This is a genomic window from Psychrobacter sp. ANT206, assembly GCF_056880555.1.
Map to the genome: position 1 here is coordinate 1529874 of NZ_CP096271.1, position 22986 is coordinate 1552859.

Here is a 22986-nt window from a genome sequence, read left to right on the forward strand (position 1 = left end):
AATTACATAGAAAAAAACCATGATAGCGACTAACTGGATAAAAATAGAGACAAGCATACTATGAGTAATAATAACAATAAGAGCAGAGCGGCCGTTAGCTTACAAGAAAGCTGGGCTAGTAACATCAGTAATTATATATTGCTGCGCCGTCAGCAAACGCACTTAGCGTATAACGTCACTGAGGCAAAGGCTAATGCTGATAGTAAGCAAATCGATAAGACGGAACAAAATGGCTTATTTACTGCTTTATTCGTTATGTTGGCCACTCATTTAGAAGAGGGGCATACTGTACTCACCATTGAGGAAACTGAGCATGAAGTGCCGCTTAGCGGTCAAATCAATGGCGAGCTAATCACCCTATATGCCTGGCAGCAGCAACTATTAGAGATGCTAGCAACGCCAATTCTAGCACTGATTGACATTCAAACAGTTACTCAGCAAGAGGATGATTCTACAGCTGAGTTATCATTATTTATCCTGCTAGACATCATGTTTGGTAAGCGAGCTCAGCTATGGGCGCAGCTGGCACTCACCAATCGTGAAAAAGAGATACTCAGCAAACGCTTTGATGCGGTTGCTGCACTTTATCAGCTAGTGAAAAACACGAATCTAAATTCCTTCATTCAGCCCATTCATGAGCATACTTTGTTCGCTGACGCTAATTCTAACGTGAATAATAACAATAGCCTAAGCAAAAGTAATCAACCTATTGTGTATCAGCATATTAATAAACCAGAAGCTGATACACAAAATATTAAGATCACTTTCTGGTTACATCGAGCTTGGCAAGCAGAATTCAACTTAGCACAGCACATTAATACTATTTTGAACCAACAGATAACCCCTTTAGAGATAGCAATACCGGAAAACCTACATGAGCAGCAGATAATGGCTATTAATGTCGCTAATAACAATGCCTTTAGCATTATTACTGGTGGTCCAGGTACAGGCAAGACTTATACCGTTGCACAGCTAGTGATTGCTCTGCAACAAGCCGTAGAGAGTGGGGGGGATGAGGATAAAAACATCAGATTTAGTACGGACAGTGCCAGCCTAGCATTAGCAGCACCGACTGGTAAAGCTGCCCAGCGAATGCAAGAGTCTTTGCAAGCGGCTCTAGATGGATCGAATGTAGAGCTACAACTGCAAGAAGCAAAGACCATTCATCGCTTATTAGGCATTGGTCGAACAGGTAGACCTCGTTATAATGCAAATAATCCACTCGGCGAAGATATTATCATTGTCGATGAAGCATCTATGTTGGGGGTGGAACTGGCTAATTACCTTGTGAGTGCGGTAAAACCGGGCGCAAGGCTTATATTGTTAGGAGATGCGAACCAGCTAGCCGCAGTAGATGCTGGGGCTGTACTGGCTGATCTCTGTCGTATTCCACGACTACAAGCCCTTCATGCAGAACTAACCGAAAGTCGCCGATTTAGCGCAGACTCAGGGATTGGGAAGCTTGCTAATCAAATTAATAAGACAGAGGCAGATACTCAAGCTATTTGGCAGTTGTTAAGACAGGACAAGGCACTGAGTTTTCAATATGTAAATACGTTGCAAACAGAGACAGTTATAGATAATAAAATACAAAATAGCCTAAGCAATTATAAAATTCTTTCAAACCTCACTCTAAATTATTATCAATACCTAAATAAAGTTGAATCACTACTAAAGAATCCAGTAGAAAAATCCATGCCAGAATCAGTAAAAAGTACAATTACTTCATTAATGCAAACGTTTAATCAGTTTAGAGTCCTAAGTGCTGGTCATAATGGCGAGTGGGGTGATCACTACATTAATAACCATATCACTCAATGGCATCTTACTGAGCTAAAGCTACCTCTAGGTCAAAATACATGGTTTCATGGTCGTCCCGTTATGGTTTTACAAAACAACTATGAACTTGGATTGTTTAATGGCGATATCGGCTTTTGCTTGCATACAGGAGATGAGAAAAGCCGACTTGAGGTGTTCTTTGAGAATAAAGCACAGGGAATTGCTGTCAATCTGCTAAATGAAGACGTTATAGCCACAGCATATGCAATGACCATTCATAAATCGCAGGGGTCTGAGTTTGATCATGTGGCCATTACTTTTGATAATAGTCATGCAAGGCTTTTGAGCAAAGAGCTTATTTATACGGCGGTAACCCGTGCTAAAAAACAGGTGACCATATATAGTACAAAACATGCTTTCGAAAAAGCCGTTCAGACACCGACTGAGCGCCATACGGGTTTGGCACTGCAGTTTTAGTTAGTATTTATCGCATATATTATCAAAAAACACTCAAATACATATACTTATCAATAAGCAATAAGCAATAAGCAATAAGCAATAAAAAAGCACCCATTGGGCGCTTTTTTACTATGCTATCAAGTCAACCAAAAACTGATTAAATCTTGTCTTCTTTAATAGCGTAGATACCAGGCAGATGACGTAAGTAACCATGGAAATCCATACCACAGCCATAAACATAGCGATCTGCAACATTAATACCAACGAAATCAACATCGAAACCTTTAACTTTACGATCATGCTCTTTATTAAGGAGAACACATGATTCAATCGATAAAGGTTTTTCCTTGCTCAATTCTTCAACCACTGCTTTTAAGGTGATGCCTTCATCAAAAATATCATCGATCAATAAGACATGCTCGCCTTCAATGTTAACATCAGGCTTAAATTTCCAATCAAGCTCATTGGTTCCTTCGTTATCACGATAGCGCGATGCATGGATATAATGCATACGATGATAAAAAGTAAGGTGAGTCAGTAATTGACCGGCTGGGATAAGCCCGCCATTCATAACGACCATAACAATCGGATTTAGACCAGCATAGTGCAGATTAAGCTGTGCAGCTAAACGCTCATAAGCGGCAGCAACTTCTATACTGCTGATTAGGCATTCTGAGTTACGTAATGTTTTTTCAATTTCTTGATTGCTGATTTGGGTCATCGGACGTGCCTTTGGTAAAAAGTGCCGCTTATTTTAGCAAATTTTAGTGAATATGCCCAATGCCAACTGGCTTTTGAGGCAAAATTAATCAAATATTGGCACTTATTCTGGCTTTTCTACGATAAAAGGGCGGTAATAGTTCGCCAAGCGATTCAATGAGCTGTCTGGCAAATCAGGTAACAACTTATTAAGTGCCATATTCATGCCTTTATCGATAGCTGCTTTGGCAACAGGTACAGATTTGCGTTTAATCATACCCAATTTTAAGGTTTCAGCAAAACGGCTAATAAAGTGAGTTAAAGTTTCTTCGTTCATGGTTTCAAGTGCGGTTTTAAATGTCTTGGTATCCACATGTTCAGGAGTAATGGCTGCAAAACCTTTTTGAATGATGGCAGTATGTTGTTCTGTGAGCTTAAAACCCACACGTTTTAGACCGTCATTATCGATAAAGGTTGCTCGATCTCTTAGAAAATGGAAGCTTGGCAATACTTCCTCGTTATTTTCTTTACCCAGTAAAATATTAAGCAAGGTATCGGTCGCACGTTCAACAGTGACAACCACTTTACGCATGGACGCTTGACGTTCAGGATTTGGGATAATGTCAACCAGACCAACCAATAAATTATCAATAAGATCACGCGCAGTCTGATGCGTTAAAGCATCGCGATATGGGTAGTATGGTACTTCCTCATTCGATGCAACGATTTGCTCAGCTTCAACGATTAATGCTTTTAATTTATCTGAAGGTACAAATCCAAAATAATGCGCCATTGTGCTTCCTTTATTTGTTGTTTTCGAGGTTTAACTAGCGTTACATTCTTCGTTAAATCGGTTAGTATTTAAATGGGTTGCCAACCAAATATTCACCATATCATATACTGACTGATGACGTCTGCTAACTATAAAGTTCAGCCGTATTAATGGATGATGATATGACAAAATTTCTATCAACTGCTTAATTGCGTATGGTCAGGTGCTCTGAGTCACCTGCCGAAGACTAATTTAACATATTTTTTATATTCTAAATTAAAAAGCTTGAACTTATAAGGCTACCCATTACTTGTCTAAGGAGAGATAAGATGAATAGTGCAATCGTGCTATTGTTTGCTGTTGCCGCTATGCTCGGCGGTTATCTGTTTTATTCAAAATTTATCGCCATTAAGATTTTAGCATTGGATAATAGTATCCCCACGCCAGCACATACCATGAAGGATGGGGTAGATTATATTCCGACTAATAAATATGTGTTGTGGGGACACCATTTTACTTCAGTCGCAGGGGCAGCACCGATTATTGGTCCTGCCATTGCGGTTATTTGGGGCTGGGTACCTGCTATCATTTGGGTGGTATTAGGTACTATTTTTATGGCGGGTGTCCACGACATGTCTGCCATTTGGGCTAGTATGCGCAATCGAGGTCAATCGATTGGCTCGATTGCCGGTACGGTCATGGGTACACGTGTACGCAGCTTGATGATGATTGTCATCTTTTTATTATTACTCATGGTAAATGCGGTATTCGGCGTCGCTATTGCTAATATGATGATAAAAACCCCATCCGCTGTGCTGCCTGTTTGGGGCGCTTTGATAGTCGCCTTTATCATCGGTCAGTGTATTTATCGCTATAAGATGAATCTGGTTTGGGTATCAATCATTGGGGTTACGGCTTTATATGGACTTATCTATCTTGGTCCTATGTTCCCTATTGTGTTACCTGAGACATTCTTAGGCTTACCTGACAATGCTGTTTGGATTATTATTTTGTTTGTCTATGCGGCAATCGCTTCTTTGTTACCAGTCTGGATGCTGTTGCAGCCGCGCGATTACATCAATGGCTTGCAGTTATTTGTCGGTCTGATTTTATTATATGCCGCCATCTTTATTGCGACTCCTAATATTGTCGCGCCAGCGATCAACACAGCATTGCCAATCGGTACACCATCTATGTTGCCTTTATTATTTGTGACCATTGCTTGTGGTGCAATCTCAGGCTTTCATGGTTTGGTAGCGACGGGTACGACGTCTAAGCAAATTGATAAAGAAGAAGATGTACGATTCGTCGGTTACTTCGGCGCCATGGGTGAGGGCATGCTAGCACTTGGTGCGATACTCGCGGCAACAGCAGGCTTTGCAACCCTTGGCGACTGGCAAGCCGTTTATCAAAAATTTGGCGACGGCTCTATTGGTGCCTTTATTGATGGCGGTGCGACTATCTTGAATGCTGGCGTCGGCATTGATATGGTTTTATCGCAGACGATGCTAACGGTAATGGCAGCCTTGTTCGCTGGTACCACGATGGATACTGGAGTACGCTTGCAACGTTATATCTTCCAAGAATTTGGTGAGATTTATAAACTACCTGTTCTAAATAAAAGTGTGGTGGCAACATTGCTTGCCGTTGGTAGCTGTCTATTATTAGCCTTTGGTGCTGGTGGCATCGATGGTGCTGGCGGTATGATTATTTGGCCGTTATTTGGCACCACAAATCAGCTCATGGCTGCACTAACCTTAATGATTGTCACCGTTATCTTGTTACGTAAAGGTAGACCAGTGTGGTATACCTTAGGACCATTGTCGTTCTTACTGGTCATGACGGTTTTTGCATTATTGATTCAGCTAAAAACCTTTTTCAATGACGGTAATTGGCTGCTTATTATTATGGATATCATTATCTTGATAGCCACAATTTTAGTGACGTTTGAGAGTTTATCAGTACTCCGTAAAGAATGGTCGATACACAGAGGCAAAAGCAACCTCTAAGCCATGTTGAATAATTAATGAAATGTCAGATAAAACGCTAGCAGCAATTGCTGGCGTTTTTTGTCTCATATAGGCATGATAGATAATAAGTATACGCAAAATAAGGGTCATTATGGAAAAGGCAGATATCACAAAACCTATAAAAAATATTGAGCCATGGTGGCAACGGTTTGCGGCTGGGTTAAACGAGTTTTATCATGCGCCGTATCGCCAGACGATGGCACGCGCCGCGCGTGATGAGGAAGATTTTTTTATGCTACTCATGTTTGCGGAAAGCTTAGGCATCGATAATCCGGCAAGCTTTTATACATTAGAGTTGCAGCCATTGTTTTTAGAAAATTTCCATGAATGGCATACACGCATGGGCATGGATAGATGTCCCTTTGATCATGTTGGTTGTTGTTAGTTTCCTTTGAATTAATTAAAACGAGATAAAAGTATGGCATTACATCCATTGCCTGCATTGGTAGAGCAATTAATGACACAGCCGATTATATTTATCGGTGGCAAAGGCGGAGTGGGTAAAACCACCACTGCCGCTGCACTTGCCAGCTATTATGCCAATCAAGGTAAAAAGACGCTGATTGTCTCAACTGATCCGGCACATAGCTTGGGCGATGTGTTAAACGTCCCGCTCAAAAACCAAAAAACAGCAGTAACTTCTTATCTAGATGCTATTGAACTAAACCCTGATATCATCGTCGATGAGCATTTTGCCCAAGTTGAACGCACCATTACTTCCTATGCAAACCCAGACATGATGCCAAAAATTCGCGAGCATCTACGGCTATCAAAATCAGCACCTGGTGCACAAGAAGCCGCGATGCTCGAATCTATGTGTCACCATCTAGTCGAAGCAGCAGATGCTGGCTATGAGCACGTCATTTTTGATACCGCACCGACGGGACATACACTGCGTTTATTGGTGCTGCCTGAGATGATGGGGGCATGGACGGATGGATTGCTAGCGCAGCAGCGAAGGCAAGCAAAATTGCGCTCAGTGGCAAATCATTTGGGCAGTCATGAACAAGACAATAATAAAAACGACTTAGCCAATCCGTTTGCCGCAAAAAAAACCGACCGCTGGGAGCAAGCAGTATCCGTACTAGAAAAACGCAAACAGCTGTTTCGTCAGGCAGGGTTGCTGCTTCATGACCGTACACAAACTGCCATTGTATTAGTGATGACGGCTGATGTATTGCCATTGGCTGAAACCAAGCGAGCGATAGAGCAGTTAGAAGACAGTAAGCTTATGCCAGCCGCAATCGTTATCAATCAGTTGATATCTCCGACCCAGTCCGATACGTTTTGGCAGCGTCGTGCTGAACGCCAGCAACAATTAATGCAAGATATTGAGCAAAGTTTTCCCAAGTATCCGCTATACCCAATATATCTGCAACAAACCGACGTACGCGGTACTGATGCCTTAAGTGCATTAGTAAGCCCAGCATCATAAAGCCCGTCAGTAAGAGATATTATCTTTAACATGTTTATGCATTATGGCTGACCCTGATACGACGACAGCTTACTTGCCAGCGACCATGCCATATCTGCGCGTAATAACTGCGCCTGCTCAGACTTGCCACTACTGAGTGATGACCACTGCGGTTTGCCACGAGCTTTTTTCAGCTCACTGGGCAGTTTGTGCGTTGCCCATGGCGTTATAGCATTATTATTCCCAGCGTCAGTATCACCAATTGACGCCTCACCCTTATATATCAGCTGCGTAGCATCTGTTGCTGCATGCCCACGGTGACGTAGCGCAGTGAGCAAATCTATCGCTCGAGTGGCTAGGAGGGTCAATGTTGCAGGGTCGATATATAACCGCTTAACCCCTGATATTTTATCGGCGATACTGCCAGTATTGGATAGCAATCCACCTGCGATGCCACCGATGGCAGCACCCAATCCCAAGGTTGTACCAAGAGCCGCCGCATCAATACCCAATCCTAGTAACGCGCCAGCCGCAGCGCCTGATGTGGTGCGAATACCATAACTTTTTAGCAGCTCAGGGTCGAACGGGTCTTGCTGATAGGCCTGTAGCTCAAGTGGCGTTGCCGCTACATCATTGTCATAAAATTTATATAAACTCAGCAAATTATGCTGCATTGCGCGTTCGCTCTGTCTAACCGCTTCTTGCATTTGCTGTAATACTGGCATGGGATCATCATCTTCGCCAATTTCACGGACAAATGCTGCGACGTTTAACAAGAAATCTGCAATGATAATATTGGCTTCATCATATAACTGTGCCCAGTTTTCAGTGCGGCGCGCCATTAATTGCTCAAGCATCTCAGAGTGGGTAAGCATGGTGGCTAAATTCTTCCATAAACGCATCTCATCGTTAAATTCAAATGCCACTGAATCAAAGCGCGTCGAGATATGTAAGTTACGTCTTGCCAGCATAGTCTGCCAGTCATCAATATTGGCATCCTGAGCATCAGTGAAATTAAATACCGGCATAACAGGAATCGCGGCCCAAGATAAAATAGCCAGCTCATCTCTATATTTACCGAGTACCGGCTCACGTGCATCGACGACATAGATGGCCATATCACTTGCTAACAGCTGACGAATCACTTTGGCTTCTTGGCTATAGTCCTCATTGCTACTTAGCGCATCACTACTTTGAGCAATATCAGCTGCCAAAAACTGTTGCAGGCGCTCAATACCATCACGGCGACTGGCGGTATTATCCTCAAGCCAATCCATCAGCCCTGATGCGTCCTCCAAACCTGGCGTGTCATATAGAGCCACCAACACTTCACCCGTTTGACTATCCGTCAGTTGGGCACGCTCTACATGGCGCGTGGTCGCGGCTTCATTTTTTACTTCACCGAAATAAACGTCACGTAATAGAGTACGCAATATAGAGGTCTTACCCGTATTGGTATGACCAACGACCGCAAGCTTTAATGCCTCACCACTAGCGATGGTTTTTTTAGCTGTCCTGTAGCTAGTCTCTGGTTCACTTGATGACTGTGTGGCTAATCCAGACGATGATGCTTGAGGATTTACCTCATACGCTTTATCAGCAAAAAGCCCTGTAGGCTTATCAGTTTTTTGCAGACTGTTCTGCGTATTATTTCCCTGATTATTATTGTCATTATTCATAATAGAATCTTATATTGATTGGTAGTATCCAAAAACATCATAGCCATTTATTGTAGAACAAATTGATCTATCTTTCGGTATGAGTTCAATAATCCATCGTCTAAAAAAAGATTTTCAGTTATTAATCAAACCGATTTTTCGAGCAGATAGGGCAGTTTGCCATTGCTGATAACGAACATGTTGTTTTTCTAAATTCGAGTCTGTACCAGCATTTAAAACATCATTGCCCGTATTATGGTGCTCTGTCAGACTCAGGCTATTGTCCTCTAACAGTTGTACAATCAGTCCATGTTTGGCGTGATTGGCGATCTGATCAAGTTTACGCAAGGTACCACGGTCAGGCAGCGCTTTAAAATGAATACCAAGCAATACCTGTACCGGATTTGCATCTAGGTAAGCCTTTAGCCGTGCCATATCTTCACGGTCATCAAGAATACCAAAATTCTCAATATCAGTCGTATCAGTAATGCCTGTATCGAAACCCGACTGCCACCATTGGTTTTGCTCCGCTGGGTACTCTAATAGCGCAACCAGTTTTTTGCCAGCACTGACTTGGGCTTTTGGGGCGATAGGCGCGGGGGCTTCTTTAAAGTCATCAGCATCCACCACATGACGCTGCCAAAAATTCAAAATCTTTTGATAATAAGGCAGCTTGATATCCAAACGCATCTTTTTACGACGGAACATCAAGGCACAAAATGCCCATGCAATTGTGCGTGGGACAATCCCATACATCAGTAAACTACCAACCAACAAGCCTGCCCATTGCCGGGCGACAGACAAAGGCATAGCATCAGTCACTAATCGGCTCTGTACGATAGCCGTACTGTCCGGAACATCGAATCCAACCATACTTGGTAACCATCCAAGTACTTGCGTCAAGGTAATTAGCGCCTGATCTGACAGCAGCGTTGACTCCCAGCTAAAGCTGTATTGACGCACAATCAACAGAAAAATAATCGCAAGCAGCATACCAGTCAGTGTGGCAAGCCATAACTGATGACTAAATCTGCCCAAATACCAACGCATACCGCTATGCTGTAATTGACGTTCGTACAGAGTGACTGCCGCTTGGGTCACATCGTCTTTACCACGGATGAGATAGCTGGGACTGACAAAGCTGGCAAACCAACTTGAAGACTGCTTGCCTTGATTGATAAGCGTCATGGCTAGCCAGCCCAGAAGCATAAGACTATGAAAACCCAATAAATATACCAAGACGTAAAAGAAGTTCACTACATTGGTCTGCAATAAGGTAAATAATCCCAAAAATCCTGAGAGACACCAAATCACGCTCATAACAACCATGATGCCTTTGATGCGACCATCAATCTTACCAAGCACGCCTGCCAGCGCGGCATTGCTGTCTATTCGTGACGCTCGTCGATGCAGTTTTTGCAGGGGCGAGCCTTCTTCATTTTGCAGCTTTTCAGTAATGAGTAGCGGGTCAGTGGCAAAGACATGCTGCTGCGTCTCAAGCGTGCGTACCAGCTCAGTCAATTGGTCTTGGGGCGATAGCATGGTCTGATGTCCGTATAATCAATGGTGAAATGAAATATAAAAATGTGTTGAAAATTATAATCATAAAAGCGTATTTGTTGATGCAATTGTTACTTTATTTCTGAAGGTTATAGATGTCAATTTTAACGATATTTATGTTGCTAACAAAAAACCTGACCATATGGTCAATAATAACTGGCAGTTATTATAAATAAGCGGTATGCTAAAAACACATTAGAATCCTGATTTAAATGTTTTATCAAATATTCATCCCTATTCTAATGTCAAATTCAGATTATACACAGCGCTATCTGTCACTATAAACAAAAGTGGCGTTATAGCTGACCAATAATAAAGATTGATGAATAAAAGGGCGATACGCCTTTTTAGCAATGATAGGTAGAGTATTTGGTTTTATAACAATCTTGAGTCACATTCTAGGAGTTGTCGAAGAACAAGCCTAGAACATATCAACAACAGAACACGAAGGACGGCTATTTAATATGGATATTAAATCTACTTCTCAATCGGCAGTTGCCCGCCCAGAAGATGAAAACTTGGGTATTGGCGCCAATATTGCTTATGGCTTTCAACACGTATTGACCATGTACGGTGGTATTATTGCGGTTCCATTAATTGTGGGACAGGCAGCTGGATTATTACCCGCTGAAATTGGCTTGTTAATTGCCGCCTCATTATTTATCGGTGGTCTTGCGACTTTATTGCAAACGATTGGTGTGCCATTCTTTGGCTGTCAGCTGCCACTCGTACAAGGTGTATCGTTTGCGAGTGTGGCAACCGTGGTTGCGATTGTGACAACGGGGGGCGGACTACCTTCTGTGTTTGGTGCTGTCATTGCCGCCTCTGCTTTGGGCTTTTTGATCACGCCTATTTTCTCCCAAATTATCAAATTCTTCCCGCCATTAGTGACTGGCACCGTCATTACTACTATTGGTTTGACCTTGATGCCAGTCGCTGCCCGCTGGGCAATGGGCGGTAACAGTAACTTACCTACTTTTGGTAGTATGACCAATATTGGTCTTGCTGGCTTCACGCTAGCGATGGTGTTATTACTAAGCAAGCTTGGTAATGCTGCGATCAGTCGCTTATCGATTCTATTAGCGATGGTCATTGGTACTTTTGCTGCTTGGGCATTAGGCTTGGTTGATTTCTCTGGTATTACGACAGGCTCTATTTTTGCTTTCCCATCACCGTTCCATTTTGGTATGCCGACCTTTGAGATTGCGGCAATTATCTCTATGTTTATCGTGGTATTGGTTATTTTGGTTGAAACGTCAGCAGATATTTTGGCGGTTGGTGATATCATTGAGACAGATATCGATTCAAAACGTTTGGGTAATGGACTACGAGCTGATATGGCAGCCAGTATGATTGCCCCTATATTTGGCTCATTTACTCAAAGTGCTTTCGCACAAAACGTAGGTCTAGTTGCCGTAACGGGTGTTAAAAGCCGTTTTGTAGTCGCTTATGCCGGTATTATTTTGGTTATTTTGGGCTTGATGCCGATTATGGGTCGTGTTATCGCTACCGTTCCTACCGCCGTACTTGGCGGCGCCGGTATCGTATTGTTTGGTACGGTTGCAGCCAGTGGTATTCGTACGCTTGCGCAAGTCAGCTACACCAATAATATGAATCTAATCATCGTTGCGACCTCCATCGGTTTTGGTATGCTACCGATTGCCGCGCCAGCATTTTATGATCAATTTCCAGACTGGTTTGCAACGATTTTCCATTCAGGTATCAGCTCTGCTGCCATCATGGCCATTGCCCTAAACTTGTTGTTTAACCACTTAAAAGTAGGTAATTCAGACCAACAATCCGTATTTGTTGCTGGTACAGAAGACCGCTCGGTACGTCCTGTAGTGATGATTGATCTATATGAAGGTGATTATTTTACTGAAGGCAAATTGTTTGATTGCGACGGTAAAGAGATACCTATATCAAAAGAACCAGCGCATCACTAGAAGCTAAAATCAGAGGCTAGAAAAAGCTAGACAATTGAAAGCAAACGTATAAAAGGCTGCCTGTTATGGCAGCTTTTTTTGTATAACCTATATTATCAAAATAATAATACTGCAAAAATTCATCACATGATCAGCGTTCAAGATAAGTGACACACTCCCCCTATGGTAAATAGGTTTACATTGAATCAATATAGTAGAAGTAGTTTTAATATTGCGTTATAACCCCTATAAATACTCACAAGGATGAACGCCTTATGAATACTAAAAATTATTTTATCATTGGTGGTACAGGCGGTATCGGTAAAGCCATGGTTGAACAATTGGTCCACACTGCCGCCAATGAACACGCCAGCACCCTTACGAATAATGATATGCACACCAATACTGACATCCGTGTCTTTGCCACATACCATAAAAGCGTGCCTGATTTTGAAGCAGAAAATCTGTATTGGATAGCGATGGATATCTGTGACGAGCAAAGTATCAAACAAGCAGCTGATGCGATTAAGCAGCAAACGACACATATAGATTGGGTGATTAACTGTGCTGGATTGCTGCATACCAAAATGCGTCAGCCAGAAAAATCACTACAACAGATTGAAAGTGAGTTTTTTTTACAGAATATGCAGGTTAATGCTTTGGCAAGCTTGCTCATTGCCAAGCACATCAAGCCGCTATTGGCGCAAGCTGAACGAAGTGTAGATAAGCCGGCGATTTTTGCGACGATATCGGCAAGGGTAGGTAGTATCAGTGACAATCAACTCGGCGGTTGGTACAGCTACCGTATGAGTAAGGCGGCACTCAATATGGGTATGAAAAATCTGAGTATCGAGTGGAGTCGCTCGCTTAAAAACGTCTGCGTGGTAGTAATGCAGCCCGGCACTGTCAACACCCAGCTATCAGCTCCGTTTCAGGGCAACGTAGCTGACGGGCAGTTATTTTCGCCAGCCTATAGTGCTGAATGCTTGCTTGAGGTACTCAGTAAGATGGGTGCTGCCCAATCAGGGAGTTTTGTGGATTGGGCAGGGGAATCTATACCGTGGTAGGTTTTAGAATGAGCCTTATTTCATTAGAAATTGACGAGTTAAGGCGATCAATAGGTGACAAATAAATCCATAAATTCGTTTACTGGTGTCTGCTCTAAACGCTGTTGGTCGCTACACAATGCAAAAATCTCTGTACAGCGACTGTCGATAAACCGTGTCGCAAGACTGGCACGGAACTTTGCCTCCAATATTGGCAAACCTTCAGTACGGCGGCGTTTATGACCGATAGGGTATTCAATCGCTACCTTATCGGTACTACTGCCATCTTTAAAAAACACCTGAATGGCATTGGCAATCGAGCGCTTGCTTGGATCATGATAGTCTTTTGAATAACCAGCATCTTCTTCAACGACCATCTTATGACGCAGACCATCAATCAAAATATGATGCTCGGCATGATAATCATCTTCATAGTTTTCAGCCATCAAATCACCGGTGAGTAAAGCCACTGCGACCATATATTGCAAACAATGATCGCGATCAGCAGGATTGGCCAGCGTCCCTTCCTTTGAGATGATCCGAATAGCAGACTCATGAGTCGTTAGGATGATTTTTTCAATCTCTTCCATGCGGTCATCGATACGTGGATGCAAGATAACGGCAGCCTCACAAGCAGTTTGCGCATGGAACTCGGCAGGGAAGCTTATCTTAAATAAGACATTCTCCATCACATAGCTGCCAAACTCGCGCTGGAAGGTAAAGCACCGCTCGTTTTCAGGCTTAAGCGCCAAATCCTTATTAGTATGGCTAAACAGCACATCATAAAAGCCCCATTGCGGCGCTGTCAATGCAGATGGAATACCCATCTCGCCGCGGCGCGTGATATCGACTAAACGTACGGCGCGACTGGTCGCATCACCTGCAGCCCATGACTTGCGACTACCAGCATTGGGTGCATGACGATAGGTACGTAGCGCTTGACCATCGACGATAGCTTGAGAGATGGCAGCCATGATACGCTCATGGGGCAGTTTATAAAGTTTGGCAACAACAGCGGTCGACGCCAACTTCACTAAAAATACATGATCAAGACCCACACGATTAAAGGAGTTGTCTAATGCCAACACTCCTTGAATCTCATGCGCCATAATCATGGCTTCTAGCACTTCTTTCATAATAAGAGGTGCATGCCCCTGACTGACGTTTTGCTGGCTGATATAATCTGCTACTGCCAAAATCGCCCCTAAATTGTCAGAGGGGTGACCCCATTCGGCAGCGAGCCATGTATCATTATAATCAAGCCAGCGCACGATACAGCCTATATCAAAGGCAGCTTTAATAGGGTCTAGGCGATAGGAAGTGCCGGGGACACGCGCGCCATTAGGGGTGATTTGATCGGCGCAATCAGGACCTAAATGCTTGGTACATTCAGGGAAACGTAATGCCAGTAGTCCGCAGCCAAGCGTATCCATCAGGCAGTAGCGAGCGGTATTCCAAGCATCAGCGCTATTGGGTGAGTCGTTATCTATAGAGTAATTGAGTACATAGTCGGCGATTTTTTCAATCTCGCTATCATACTCCGGTCGTACATTGCTTTCCACAGTAGACATAATCGTTACCTCTTCCTTGAGTCAGATATATAAGTGACTTATCAATCCTATTACGAATCAATAAACCTGCTATCAAAAATAGCATACTCACAATCGAACCACAGTGAAGTAGTGTAAGACCTGCCTTGAGTGGAAAAAACTTTAGACCATCAAATACAGCAAACCAATAATAAACAACACTGCTAATATCAATAGCAAAAAGCTAAGAATACTGCTTGTCGTACCTGAGCTTTCTCTTTTTACTTTGACCTTTTTAATAATAGGTAGCACCATAATGACATGCTCAATACCGTCTTCAAGATAATGCTCGCCTTCAGGGATAAACCCAAGAGATTGGTAAAAGTTTAGTAGATAAGTCTGGGCTGAGATGATGATAGGTTTTTTACCGTATTTTTTACGGCAATATTTGATAGCCTCTAGCATCATTTGACGGGCGACACCATCACCGCGATGTGCCGCCAACACCAGCACTCTACCAATCGATGGAATAGGACCTGACGGAGTAACGGCGGATTTTTTGCTGTTAAAAACAGGCGGAATAATGCGGCAATAACCAATCAGCTGCTCGTTTTGATGCGCGACCAGATGTAAGCAATCAAAATCGACCTCATCCATATCTTGATAAGGGCAATTTTGCTCAACCACAAACACTTGCGAGCGCGCTTTTAAAATATGATACAGATCAACGGAGGTTAATTCATCAAAGGTTTTTATCGAAATTTCACAAGTCATAATCACACAGCTTCTAACGATTTAAAGGATGATCAAAAATAGGATGCAGCAAAGAGTGAGCATTATAACGATTTCGTACCGCATTAACTATTCAAGGTTTGACTGATTTTATCTAAGTTCAGGCTATCTGACATGGCGCTGAATATTTCAAAATACTTGCCGCCTTTATGGTAAAGCTCTTCATGGGTGCCGGTCTCGACCACACGCCCATCTTCTATCACTACTAAGTCATCGGCATCAATGATTTGGGCAATATTGTGCGACACCATAATCACAGTACGGTCTTTCTTAATAAGATCTAAGCTTTTTTTGACCTGTTGACTGGCAATAGCGTCTAGGCTGGCCGTTGGTTCATCCAAAAACACAATAGGCGGATCCTTTAAGAACATCCTTGCCAGCGCAATACGTTGCTGCTGCCCACCTGATAGGGATTTTGCGGTACTCTCATAGCCTTTGGATAACGACATGATTTGCTCATGAATAGAGGCTTTTTTTGCTGCAATCACAATATCATCGTCACTAGCACTCATATCACCATAACGGATATTTTCGCCAATCGTACCGGAAAATATATGATTGCTTTGTAGTACCAGCCCGATATTTTGACGCAACTCATGAGTATCACAGTCGGCTAAATTATGCTCATCTAAACATATTGTGCCGCTATCTGGCGCGTAAAATTTTACCAATAAGCTAATAATGGTGCTCTTTCCTGCACCGGAGAGGCCCACCAGTGCAGTAATACGATTGGGTTTGATGGTAAAGCTGACATCTTTTAGCGCTTGTGTGCCATTGGGATAAGTAAAATAAACGTTTTTAAGTTCAATGAGACCTTTTAAATCTTTACTGCTCCTGCCAGTGATGTGCTCAACTTGGCTTTCATCTTCTAAAATCTCAAAAAATCCTTCGGCATAGGTTAAGGCATTGTTGATTTGGTCATAAATACGATGTAATTGACGGATAGGAGCGGCGACGTTTTGAAACAGCATGACGTGGAATAAAATCATGCCAATGGTCATTTGACCTTTTAATACAAAGTAGGCGGTCAGTAAAATAATCACCACCACGCCGATTTGCTCAATAAAGGTCTTTACTGCATCATAAATAAAACCAATGCTACGAATACGCAGCTGATTATCGGTCATGTCTTTTTGAATCTGTAAATGCTTCTCCGCCTCGATAGACTCGCGGACAAACGATTTTACGACACTGATAGAATTAATCAGCGATATAACCATCCCGCTTTTGGCTTCTCTAAAGCCGCGCATTTGACGACGAAAACCTTGCAACCGCCTCGCTTGTTTTTGGCTGATAAAAAAGTAAATCGGGATGATAATCAGACCAACCAAGCCTATCCAAAAGTTGGTCGAAAACATGATAATGAGTGAGACGATCGCACTGGCAAACAGCGGTAGCATATCGATAAAGAAGTTTTGCACTAAACTGGTTAAGCTACTAACGCCATAATCAATACGGGTTTGTAATTTACCGCTGTCGTTTTCGCTACTGGTATAAAATGCCATGCGGTAGGTTAAGATGCGTTCAATGATTTTTTGGGACAAGTCACGAGACAAGTTGATACGAATCTTTTCACCAAAGAAGCGCTGTCCAAAAGAGATAAATATCGACAATATCTCTTTGGTCAAGAGCACCGCACTGATAATGGTCAGCATGCGCACGCCAGCTTCCCATGGATCGGCAAGGGTAGCGATTTCGGTCAAGGTATCAACGGCATAGCGCAACACAAAGGCATTAACTTGCGCGGTAAAGGAGCCAAGCACCGTTAAGATTAGCGTAGCGATAATTAAGGTTTTGTAAGGCGCGGCAAATACCGCCAGTTTTTTTAGAATATCCCACAACAGCGCCCGCCGTTCTTTTTTCTCGACCGGCGGCTTTTTATCTAACTGCACATGGCGTGACTGGGGACGGGTTGGCATAAAAATTTAGCTCATGGATTTTAATATTTTACTAAATCATATTTATATTAAAATTATTAAAATAAAGTTTGGTATTATATAGAGCCATTCTTTGTTCTCTTTTGGTGGACACCATTTGAAAATGATTCCTTATATCTTGATTAGCCTGTTAGGCGGTGCCATTGTTCCGCTCCAGCTGGCTATTGTCAATGCTTTTCGAGAAAGTACGCAAGCCTCGCAGATCCAATCTACCTTTTATTTATACTTAGGAGGTGCATTGGCTTCTCTAGTGCTGTCCTATATGATGAGTGGTGGTATCAAGCCGCCAATAATTGAAAATGCGACATGGTGGATGTGGTTACCAGGATTTTTGGGCAGCTTTTATATCTTGTTTATGTTTATTGCCGCGCCAAAAATAGGCGCAGGTAATACATTGCTATGGGTTTTTCTAGGGCAAATGTATTTTGCCTTGATTCTAAGCCAAACTGGCTTATTTGGCTTAGAGGTTAAAACAATAGATAGCTATAAAATTTCTGGTTTAGCCTTAGTCACTATAGGCGGGATGTTAATGATATATGGAGAGAGTAAAGTAAACGGTTAAAAAGCATCCGCTGGTACAAAAACGTCACCTATCATGATACGACGTGCTGAGCGACTCATCGAGACTTTTTTGGCTTGCCAGCGTCCATCGATCAGTTCGGTTTTTCCGCCTACGAGCAATGTGCCAGAGGGGTGACCAAAACGAACTTCACCTAATTCGCTACCGCCTGCTGCTTGATTAACGAGCGTACCTTGCGTAGTCGCTGCCGCTGCTATGGCGACCGCTGCTGTGCCCATCATCGCATGATGCAATTGTCCCATACTCATCGCGCGTACAACTAAGTCGATATCAGTTGCCTCAACTGCTTTGCCACTTGAGGCGCTGTAACTTTGCGCAGGAGCTACCCAAGCAATTTTTGGAATGTGCTGGCTGGTCTGTGCTTCAGAAACGTCTTTAAATAATCCCATCGCCACACCGCCTGTGGCACGGATTTTCTCAAGCTTGGCAAGTAGCTCACCATCGCTATTGATGTCGCCTTGCAATTCAGTACCTGTGAAGCCTAAATCTTCTGCTTTCATGAAGATAGTCGGGATACCCGCGCTAATAAAGGTAGCTTTGACACTATCGGCATTTAAATCGCAGCCTGAGACATCGAAGTCATCGATTAGATTGTTTGTCGGGAACATGTCACTAGATGAATCAACTGGATCGATGAACTCAATTTTTACTTCAGCGGCTGGGAAGGTCACACCGTCTAATTCAAAGTCACCGGTTTCTTGCACTTGTACCTTGCCTTGCTCATCTTGATACACAGGCACGTGGGCGATAATGGTTTTACCGATATTCTCTTGCCAAATGCGTACTTCACATATACCGCTATCTGCGTTGTCTTCGAGGCTGTTAGTAATCTTGTCAGCATCGACCAAACCCATATTAATGGCGCAGGCGCCAACTGCAGCGGTTAAGTTGCCACAGTTACCCGCCCAATCAATCATAGGCTTTGCGATATTGACTTGTCCGAACAGATAATTCACATCATGATCTGATTTATCAGAAACCGATAAAATAACCGTTTTTGACGTGCTAGAGCTGCCATTACCTAATCCATCGATTTGCTTACCGTAAGGATCTGGGCTACCGATGACACGTAGCAAAAATTGATCACGTGATTCACCAGCAACTTGGCAACGCTCAGGTAAATCAGACAGTTTAAAAAACGTGCCTTTAGAGGTACCGCCGCGCATATAGGTGGCTGGGACGGATAATTGGGGGGCGAAAGAGGGTTTTGATTTAGAATTGGTTTGGGCCACTGTATTAAGTCCTTTTTGTATTGTTATAAGATTGGGTATGGCGGCGTCATCAAGTAAACACGAACGACTAAGAACGCTCGTTAATAATGATAGCGACAAGAGATAATAGTCAGATAGTTATCATCGACGGCATATACCAACCGATTGGCATCATCGATGCGTCTTGACCAAAATCCGGATAGATTTTCTTTTAGGGGTTCAGGTTTGCCAATGCCTTCAAACGGATTACGCTTACATTCGGTGATGAGTTTGTTAATACGTTTGAGTGTTTTTTTGTCTTGCGTTTGCCAGTACAAATAGTCTTTCCACGCAGCATCTGTCCATGCTAGTTGCTCACTCATTATCAGACCCTTTGGATTGATTAAAGCCTTTGAGTTCAAGCATTCTCAACGTCGCTATCCGTATGCTCATTGTCATCGCTGCTATTATTGTCTTCTGCCGTATCAATTAGCTCACGCGTAACAGTCTTGCCAGCTTTATATTGGGCAATAGATTCCGCTAAGTGCGCCGCATTGGCAGGAGATTTTAATAGATAGACGGTTTCCATCAGGCTATTGTAATAATCAAGCGACATTACAACCGCATCATCAGCGTCACGACGGGTCACGATAGTGGCGTTGGCATCATCGTTTACCGTATCTAGGACGGACTTTAAGTGCTTTCTGGCTTCTGAAAAACTAATGACTCTCATGGTTTACTCCTCTCACGACATACTCCATAACTTGTACAATATATAGTACATATTACGCTATTAATTAAGTAAACTCAATATTTAGCTACTATCTAATACTTAGGTATAAGTAAGAAGGCTTAGTGTATAAAATGCAAAAGCAAATAAAAACCGATGCCGTATAATTTATACAACATCGGCTCTTTGTTTATTTAACACTCAAACGCTTAAACAATATCTAGCGTGCCATCGATAAACTCTTTGGCAAAGCGCTGTAGCATCCCGCCTGCGTTATACATTTTAACCTCATCAGCGGTATCTAAACGGCAAATGATAGGGGTTTCAGTCGTGCTGCCATCAGCACGGTTAATCACCAGCGTCATCATGCCGCCAGCAGAAACTTCGCCTGTGACATCAAAGACTTCCGTACCATCTATATTTAGTGTGTTCCGAGTTGTACCTTTTTCAAACTGCAAAGGTAGCGCACCCATACCAACCAAGTTTTGACGATGAATACGTTCGAAATCTTCAGCGACCACCACCTCAACTCCTGCTAAACGCACACCTTTGGCAGCCCAATCGCGGCTTGATCCTTGACCATAGCCGTCACCTGCGATAATGATCAGCGGCTGTTCACGGTTCATATAGGTTTCGATTGCTTCCCACATGCGCATGACTTGACCTTGTGGTTCAACCCTAGCAAGCGAACCTTGTATTACTTCACTTTGCTCATCACGTACCATTTCATTCAACAGCTTAGGGTTAGCAAATGTCGCACGCTGCGCGGTTAAATGGTCACCGCGATGGGTCGCATAAGAGTTATAGTCCTCGCTTGGCAGACCCATGGTATCAAGGTACTCGCCAGCTGCTGAGTCACCCAAAATCGCATTAGACGGTGATAAATGGTCAGTGGTAATATTGTCACCTAATACCGCTAATGGACGCATACCTTTTAGCTTATTCATCGCTGCCATTTTGCCTTCCCAATAGGGTGGACGACGAATATAAGTGGTCTGCTCGCGCCAGTTATAAAGTGGGCTTAATGCTTTACCCGTATCTTTTTTGGCTTCATCAAACATCGGGATATACACGGCATTGAACTGCTCAGGCTTCACGGCAGCAGCGACAATAGCATCGACTTCATCATCATCAAACCAGATGTCTTTTAGATAAACGTCATTGCCATGTTGGTCTTTACCCAATGAGTCTTTTTCAATATCAAAGCGAATGTTACCGGCGATAGCATAAGCGATGACCAGTGGCGGTGATGCTAAGAATGCTTGCTTGGCATATGGGTGGATACGACCATCAAAGTTACGATTGCCCGATAATACCGCAGTGGTGAACAGATCGTTATCGATGATTTCTTTTTCGATATCAGGATCAAGCGCGCCACTCATACCATTACAAGTGGTACAAGCAAAGCCAACCACGTCAAAGCCGATTTCTTGTAGCTCTGGCATCAGACCGGCTTCTTCTAGGTACATTTTTACCGTTTTTGAGCCGGGTGCTAAAGACGATTTTACCCAAGGCTTACGCAATAAGCCTTTTGCATTGGCATTACGGGCGACAAGACCCGCAGCAACCATGTTGCGAGGATTAGACGTATTGGTACAGCTGGTAATTGCGGCGATAATCACCGCACCATCTGGCATCAGACCATCTTTTGGTTCAGGTAATTTATCACCTTCGCCATGAGCAATACCTTTAGCAACCAAATCTGTGGTGGATACACGAGCATGCGGACGTGAAGGGCCTGCCATGTTACGGACAACAGCCGATAAATCAAACTCAAGCACACGTGCGTACTCAGCTTTTTCCATGCCATCAGCCCATAGACCCGTTTGTTTGGCGTACTGCTCAACCAGTTTAATTTGCGCTTCGCTACGACCGGTTAATCGTAAATAATCGATGGTTTGCTCATCGATATAGAACATCGCTGCGGTTGCGCCATATTCTGGGGTCATGTTTGAGATAGATGCACGGTCACCGACGCTTAATTGGCGAGCACCTTCACCGAAGAATTCAATATAAGTAGATACCACGCCTGCATCACGTAAGAATTCAGTCATCGCCAATACCAAATCGGTACCAGTAATGCCTCTTTGCAATTTACCAGTTAGCTTGACGCCAACGTAATCAGGGAGACGCATATAAGACGGGTTGCCTAGCATGACGCTTTCCGCTTCAAGCCCGCCAACACCGATTGAGATAACGCCTAAAGCATCAACCATCGGCGTATGACTATCGGTACCGACCAAGGTATCGGCAAACGCCACTTGTTCACCGGCTTTATTTTGTACCACTTGTACAACCGGCGACATTTTTTCTAAGTTAATTTGGTGCATGATGCCGTTACCGGGCGGTACGACGTTGACGTTATCAAAGGCATACTGACACCAGTTAATAAAGTGGAAACGGTCATCGTTACGGCGCTCTTCGATAGCGCGGTTTTTTTCAAAAGCATTTTCTTCAAAGCCTGCATGTTCAACGGCCAATGAATGGTCAACAATCAATTGCGTTGGGACGATTGGATTCACTTTTGATGGGTCACCGCCTTGCTCAGCGATGGCGTCACGTAGACCAGCCAAATCAACAAACGCAGTCTGACCTAGGATATCATGACAAACGACGCGAGCAGGGTACCAAGGAAAATCTAAATCTTGCTTGCCTTCGATATGTTGCTTGAGCGCTGCGGTTAAATCTTCTGGTGGGCAGCGGCGTACCAAGTTTTCACACAGTACTTTTGAGCAGAACGGTAGCTTGTCATACGCGCCAGCTTCGATGTTTTCGATTGCTTCACGGGTATCAAAGTAATACAAATCTGTGTCAGGTAATGGCTTTTTAAAGGGTTCATTCATCGGTTGTACAAGGGCGTTGTCCATAAGTCACCTTTAGCTGTTG

Annotated in this window: 18 protein-coding genes; 7 read left to right on the forward strand and 11 right to left on the reverse strand. The window is 43.3% G+C overall.

Features of this window, described 5'->3' with window-relative positions; genetic code table 11:
* Nucleotides 1–60 precede the first annotated feature (60 nt).
* Nucleotides 61–2256, forward strand: a complete 2196-nt coding sequence (gene recD, locus M0221_RS06395; RefSeq protein ID WP_483283290.1) for an exodeoxyribonuclease V subunit alpha — start codon at nt 61–63, stop codon at nt 2254–2256.
* Between the two features lie 139 nt (nt 2257–2395).
* On the opposite strand, the gene M0221_RS06400 is transcribed toward recD, so the two are convergent.
* Together M0221_RS06400 and M0221_RS06405 are read right to left on the reverse strand one after the other, a co-directional pair.
* Nucleotides 2396–2959 (reverse strand): hypoxanthine-guanine phosphoribosyltransferase, encoded by a 564-nt coding sequence (locus M0221_RS06400; RefSeq protein WP_011513626.1) that lies wholly within the window; start codon nt 2957–2959, stop codon nt 2396–2398.
* Between the two features lie 102 nt (nt 2960–3061).
* The gene (locus tag M0221_RS06405; RefSeq protein WP_133104339.1) at nt 3062–3730 is read right to left on the reverse strand and encodes a hypothetical protein; all 669 of its coding nucleotides are present in this window, start codon (nt 3728–3730) and stop codon (nt 3062–3064) included.
* A 308-nt stretch (nt 3731–4038) separates the two neighbouring features.
* Here M0221_RS06405 and M0221_RS06410 point away from each other — a divergent pair, with 308 nt between their 5' ends.
* From M0221_RS06410 to M0221_RS06420, 3 genes are all read left to right on the forward strand, one after another.
* Nucleotides 4039–5718, forward strand: coding sequence for a carbon starvation CstA family protein (locus tag M0221_RS06410; RefSeq protein WP_483283291.1), 1680 nt, complete (start codon nt 4039–4041; stop codon nt 5716–5718).
* 112 nt (nt 5719–5830) lie between these two features.
* Nucleotides 5831–6124, forward strand: a complete 294-nt coding sequence (locus M0221_RS06415) for a cory-CC-star protein (protein ID WP_011513629.1) — start codon at nt 5831–5833, stop codon at nt 6122–6124.
* A 33-nt stretch (nt 6125–6157) separates the two neighbouring features.
* Nucleotides 6158–7174, forward strand: coding sequence for an ArsA family ATPase (locus tag M0221_RS06420; RefSeq protein WP_483283292.1), 1017 nt, complete (start codon nt 6158–6160; stop codon nt 7172–7174).
* A gap of 41 nt (nt 7175–7215) precedes the next feature.
* On the opposite strand, the gene M0221_RS06425 is transcribed toward M0221_RS06420, so the two are convergent.
* Together M0221_RS06425 and M0221_RS06430 are read right to left on the reverse strand one after the other, a co-directional pair.
* Nucleotides 7216–8832: a DUF3482 domain-containing protein gene (locus M0221_RS06425; RefSeq protein ID WP_483283293.1), complete on the reverse strand. Its 1617-nt coding sequence runs from the start codon at nt 8830–8832 to the stop codon at nt 7216–7218.
* 114 nt (nt 8833–8946) lie between these two features.
* Nucleotides 8947–10353 (reverse strand): DUF2868 domain-containing protein, encoded by a 1407-nt coding sequence (locus M0221_RS06430; RefSeq protein ID WP_483283294.1) that lies wholly within the window; start codon nt 10351–10353, stop codon nt 8947–8949.
* Nucleotides 10354–10835: 482 nt separating this feature from the next.
* Between M0221_RS06430 and M0221_RS06435 the strand changes: the two genes are divergently transcribed.
* Together M0221_RS06435 and M0221_RS06440 are read left to right on the forward strand one after the other, a co-directional pair.
* Nucleotides 10836–12317, forward strand: a complete 1482-nt coding sequence (locus M0221_RS06435; RefSeq protein ID WP_011513633.1) for a nucleobase:cation symporter-2 family protein — start codon at nt 10836–10838, stop codon at nt 12315–12317.
* Between the two features lie 254 nt (nt 12318–12571).
* Complete coding sequence (locus tag M0221_RS06440; RefSeq protein ID WP_483283295.1) at nt 12572–13363, forward strand: SDR family oxidoreductase; 792 nt, start codon at nt 12572–12574, stop codon at nt 13361–13363.
* Nucleotides 13364–13410: 47 nt separating this feature from the next.
* On the opposite strand, the gene M0221_RS06445 is transcribed toward M0221_RS06440, so the two are convergent.
* From M0221_RS06445 to M0221_RS06455, 3 genes are all read right to left on the reverse strand, one after another.
* On the reverse strand, nt 13411–14913 hold the full coding sequence (locus tag M0221_RS06445) for a bifunctional 2-methylcitrate dehydratase/aconitate hydratase (RefSeq protein WP_483283296.1): 1503 nt from the start codon (nt 14911–14913) through the stop codon (nt 13411–13413).
* Between the two features lie 141 nt (nt 14914–15054).
* The gene (locus M0221_RS06450; protein ID WP_339663728.1) at nt 15055–15645 is read right to left on the reverse strand and encodes a GNAT family N-acetyltransferase; all 591 of its coding nucleotides are present in this window, start codon (nt 15643–15645) and stop codon (nt 15055–15057) included.
* 83 nt (nt 15646–15728) lie between these two features.
* Nucleotides 15729–17582 carry an ABC transporter ATP-binding protein gene (locus tag M0221_RS06455; protein WP_483283297.1) on the reverse strand — a complete coding sequence of 618 codons (1854 nt, stop codon included), beginning with the start codon at nt 17580–17582 and terminating at the stop codon, nt 15729–15731.
* A gap of 115 nt (nt 17583–17697) precedes the next feature.
* On the opposite strand from M0221_RS06455, the gene M0221_RS06460 reads away from it, so the two are divergent.
* On the forward strand, nt 17698–18162 hold the full coding sequence (locus tag M0221_RS06460) for a DMT family transporter (RefSeq protein WP_483283298.1): 465 nt from the start codon (nt 17698–17700) through the stop codon (nt 18160–18162).
* Here M0221_RS06460 and prpF read toward each other — a convergent pair.
* From prpF to acnD, 4 genes are all read right to left on the reverse strand, one after another.
* Nucleotides 18159–19346, reverse strand: a complete 1188-nt coding sequence (prpF, locus tag M0221_RS06465; RefSeq protein WP_483284761.1) for a 2-methylaconitate cis-trans isomerase PrpF — start codon at nt 19344–19346, stop codon at nt 18159–18161. The genes M0221_RS06460 and prpF overlap by 4 nt on opposite strands.
* Nucleotides 19347–19492: 146 nt before the next feature.
* Nucleotides 19493–19753: a Txe/YoeB family addiction module toxin gene (locus M0221_RS06470; RefSeq protein WP_037025847.1), complete on the reverse strand. Its 261-nt coding sequence runs from the start codon at nt 19751–19753 to the stop codon at nt 19493–19495.
* Between the two features lie 35 nt (nt 19754–19788).
* Nucleotides 19789–20103, reverse strand: coding sequence for a type II toxin-antitoxin system Phd/YefM family antitoxin (locus M0221_RS06475; protein ID WP_483283299.1), 315 nt, complete (start codon nt 20101–20103; stop codon nt 19789–19791).
* A gap of 206 nt (nt 20104–20309) precedes the next feature.
* Nucleotides 20310–22943 carry a Fe/S-dependent 2-methylisocitrate dehydratase AcnD gene (gene acnD / locus M0221_RS06480; protein WP_483284762.1) on the reverse strand — a complete coding sequence of 878 codons (2634 nt, stop codon included), beginning with the start codon at nt 22941–22943 and terminating at the stop codon, nt 20310–20312.
* Nucleotides 22944–22986 lie beyond the last annotated feature (43 nt).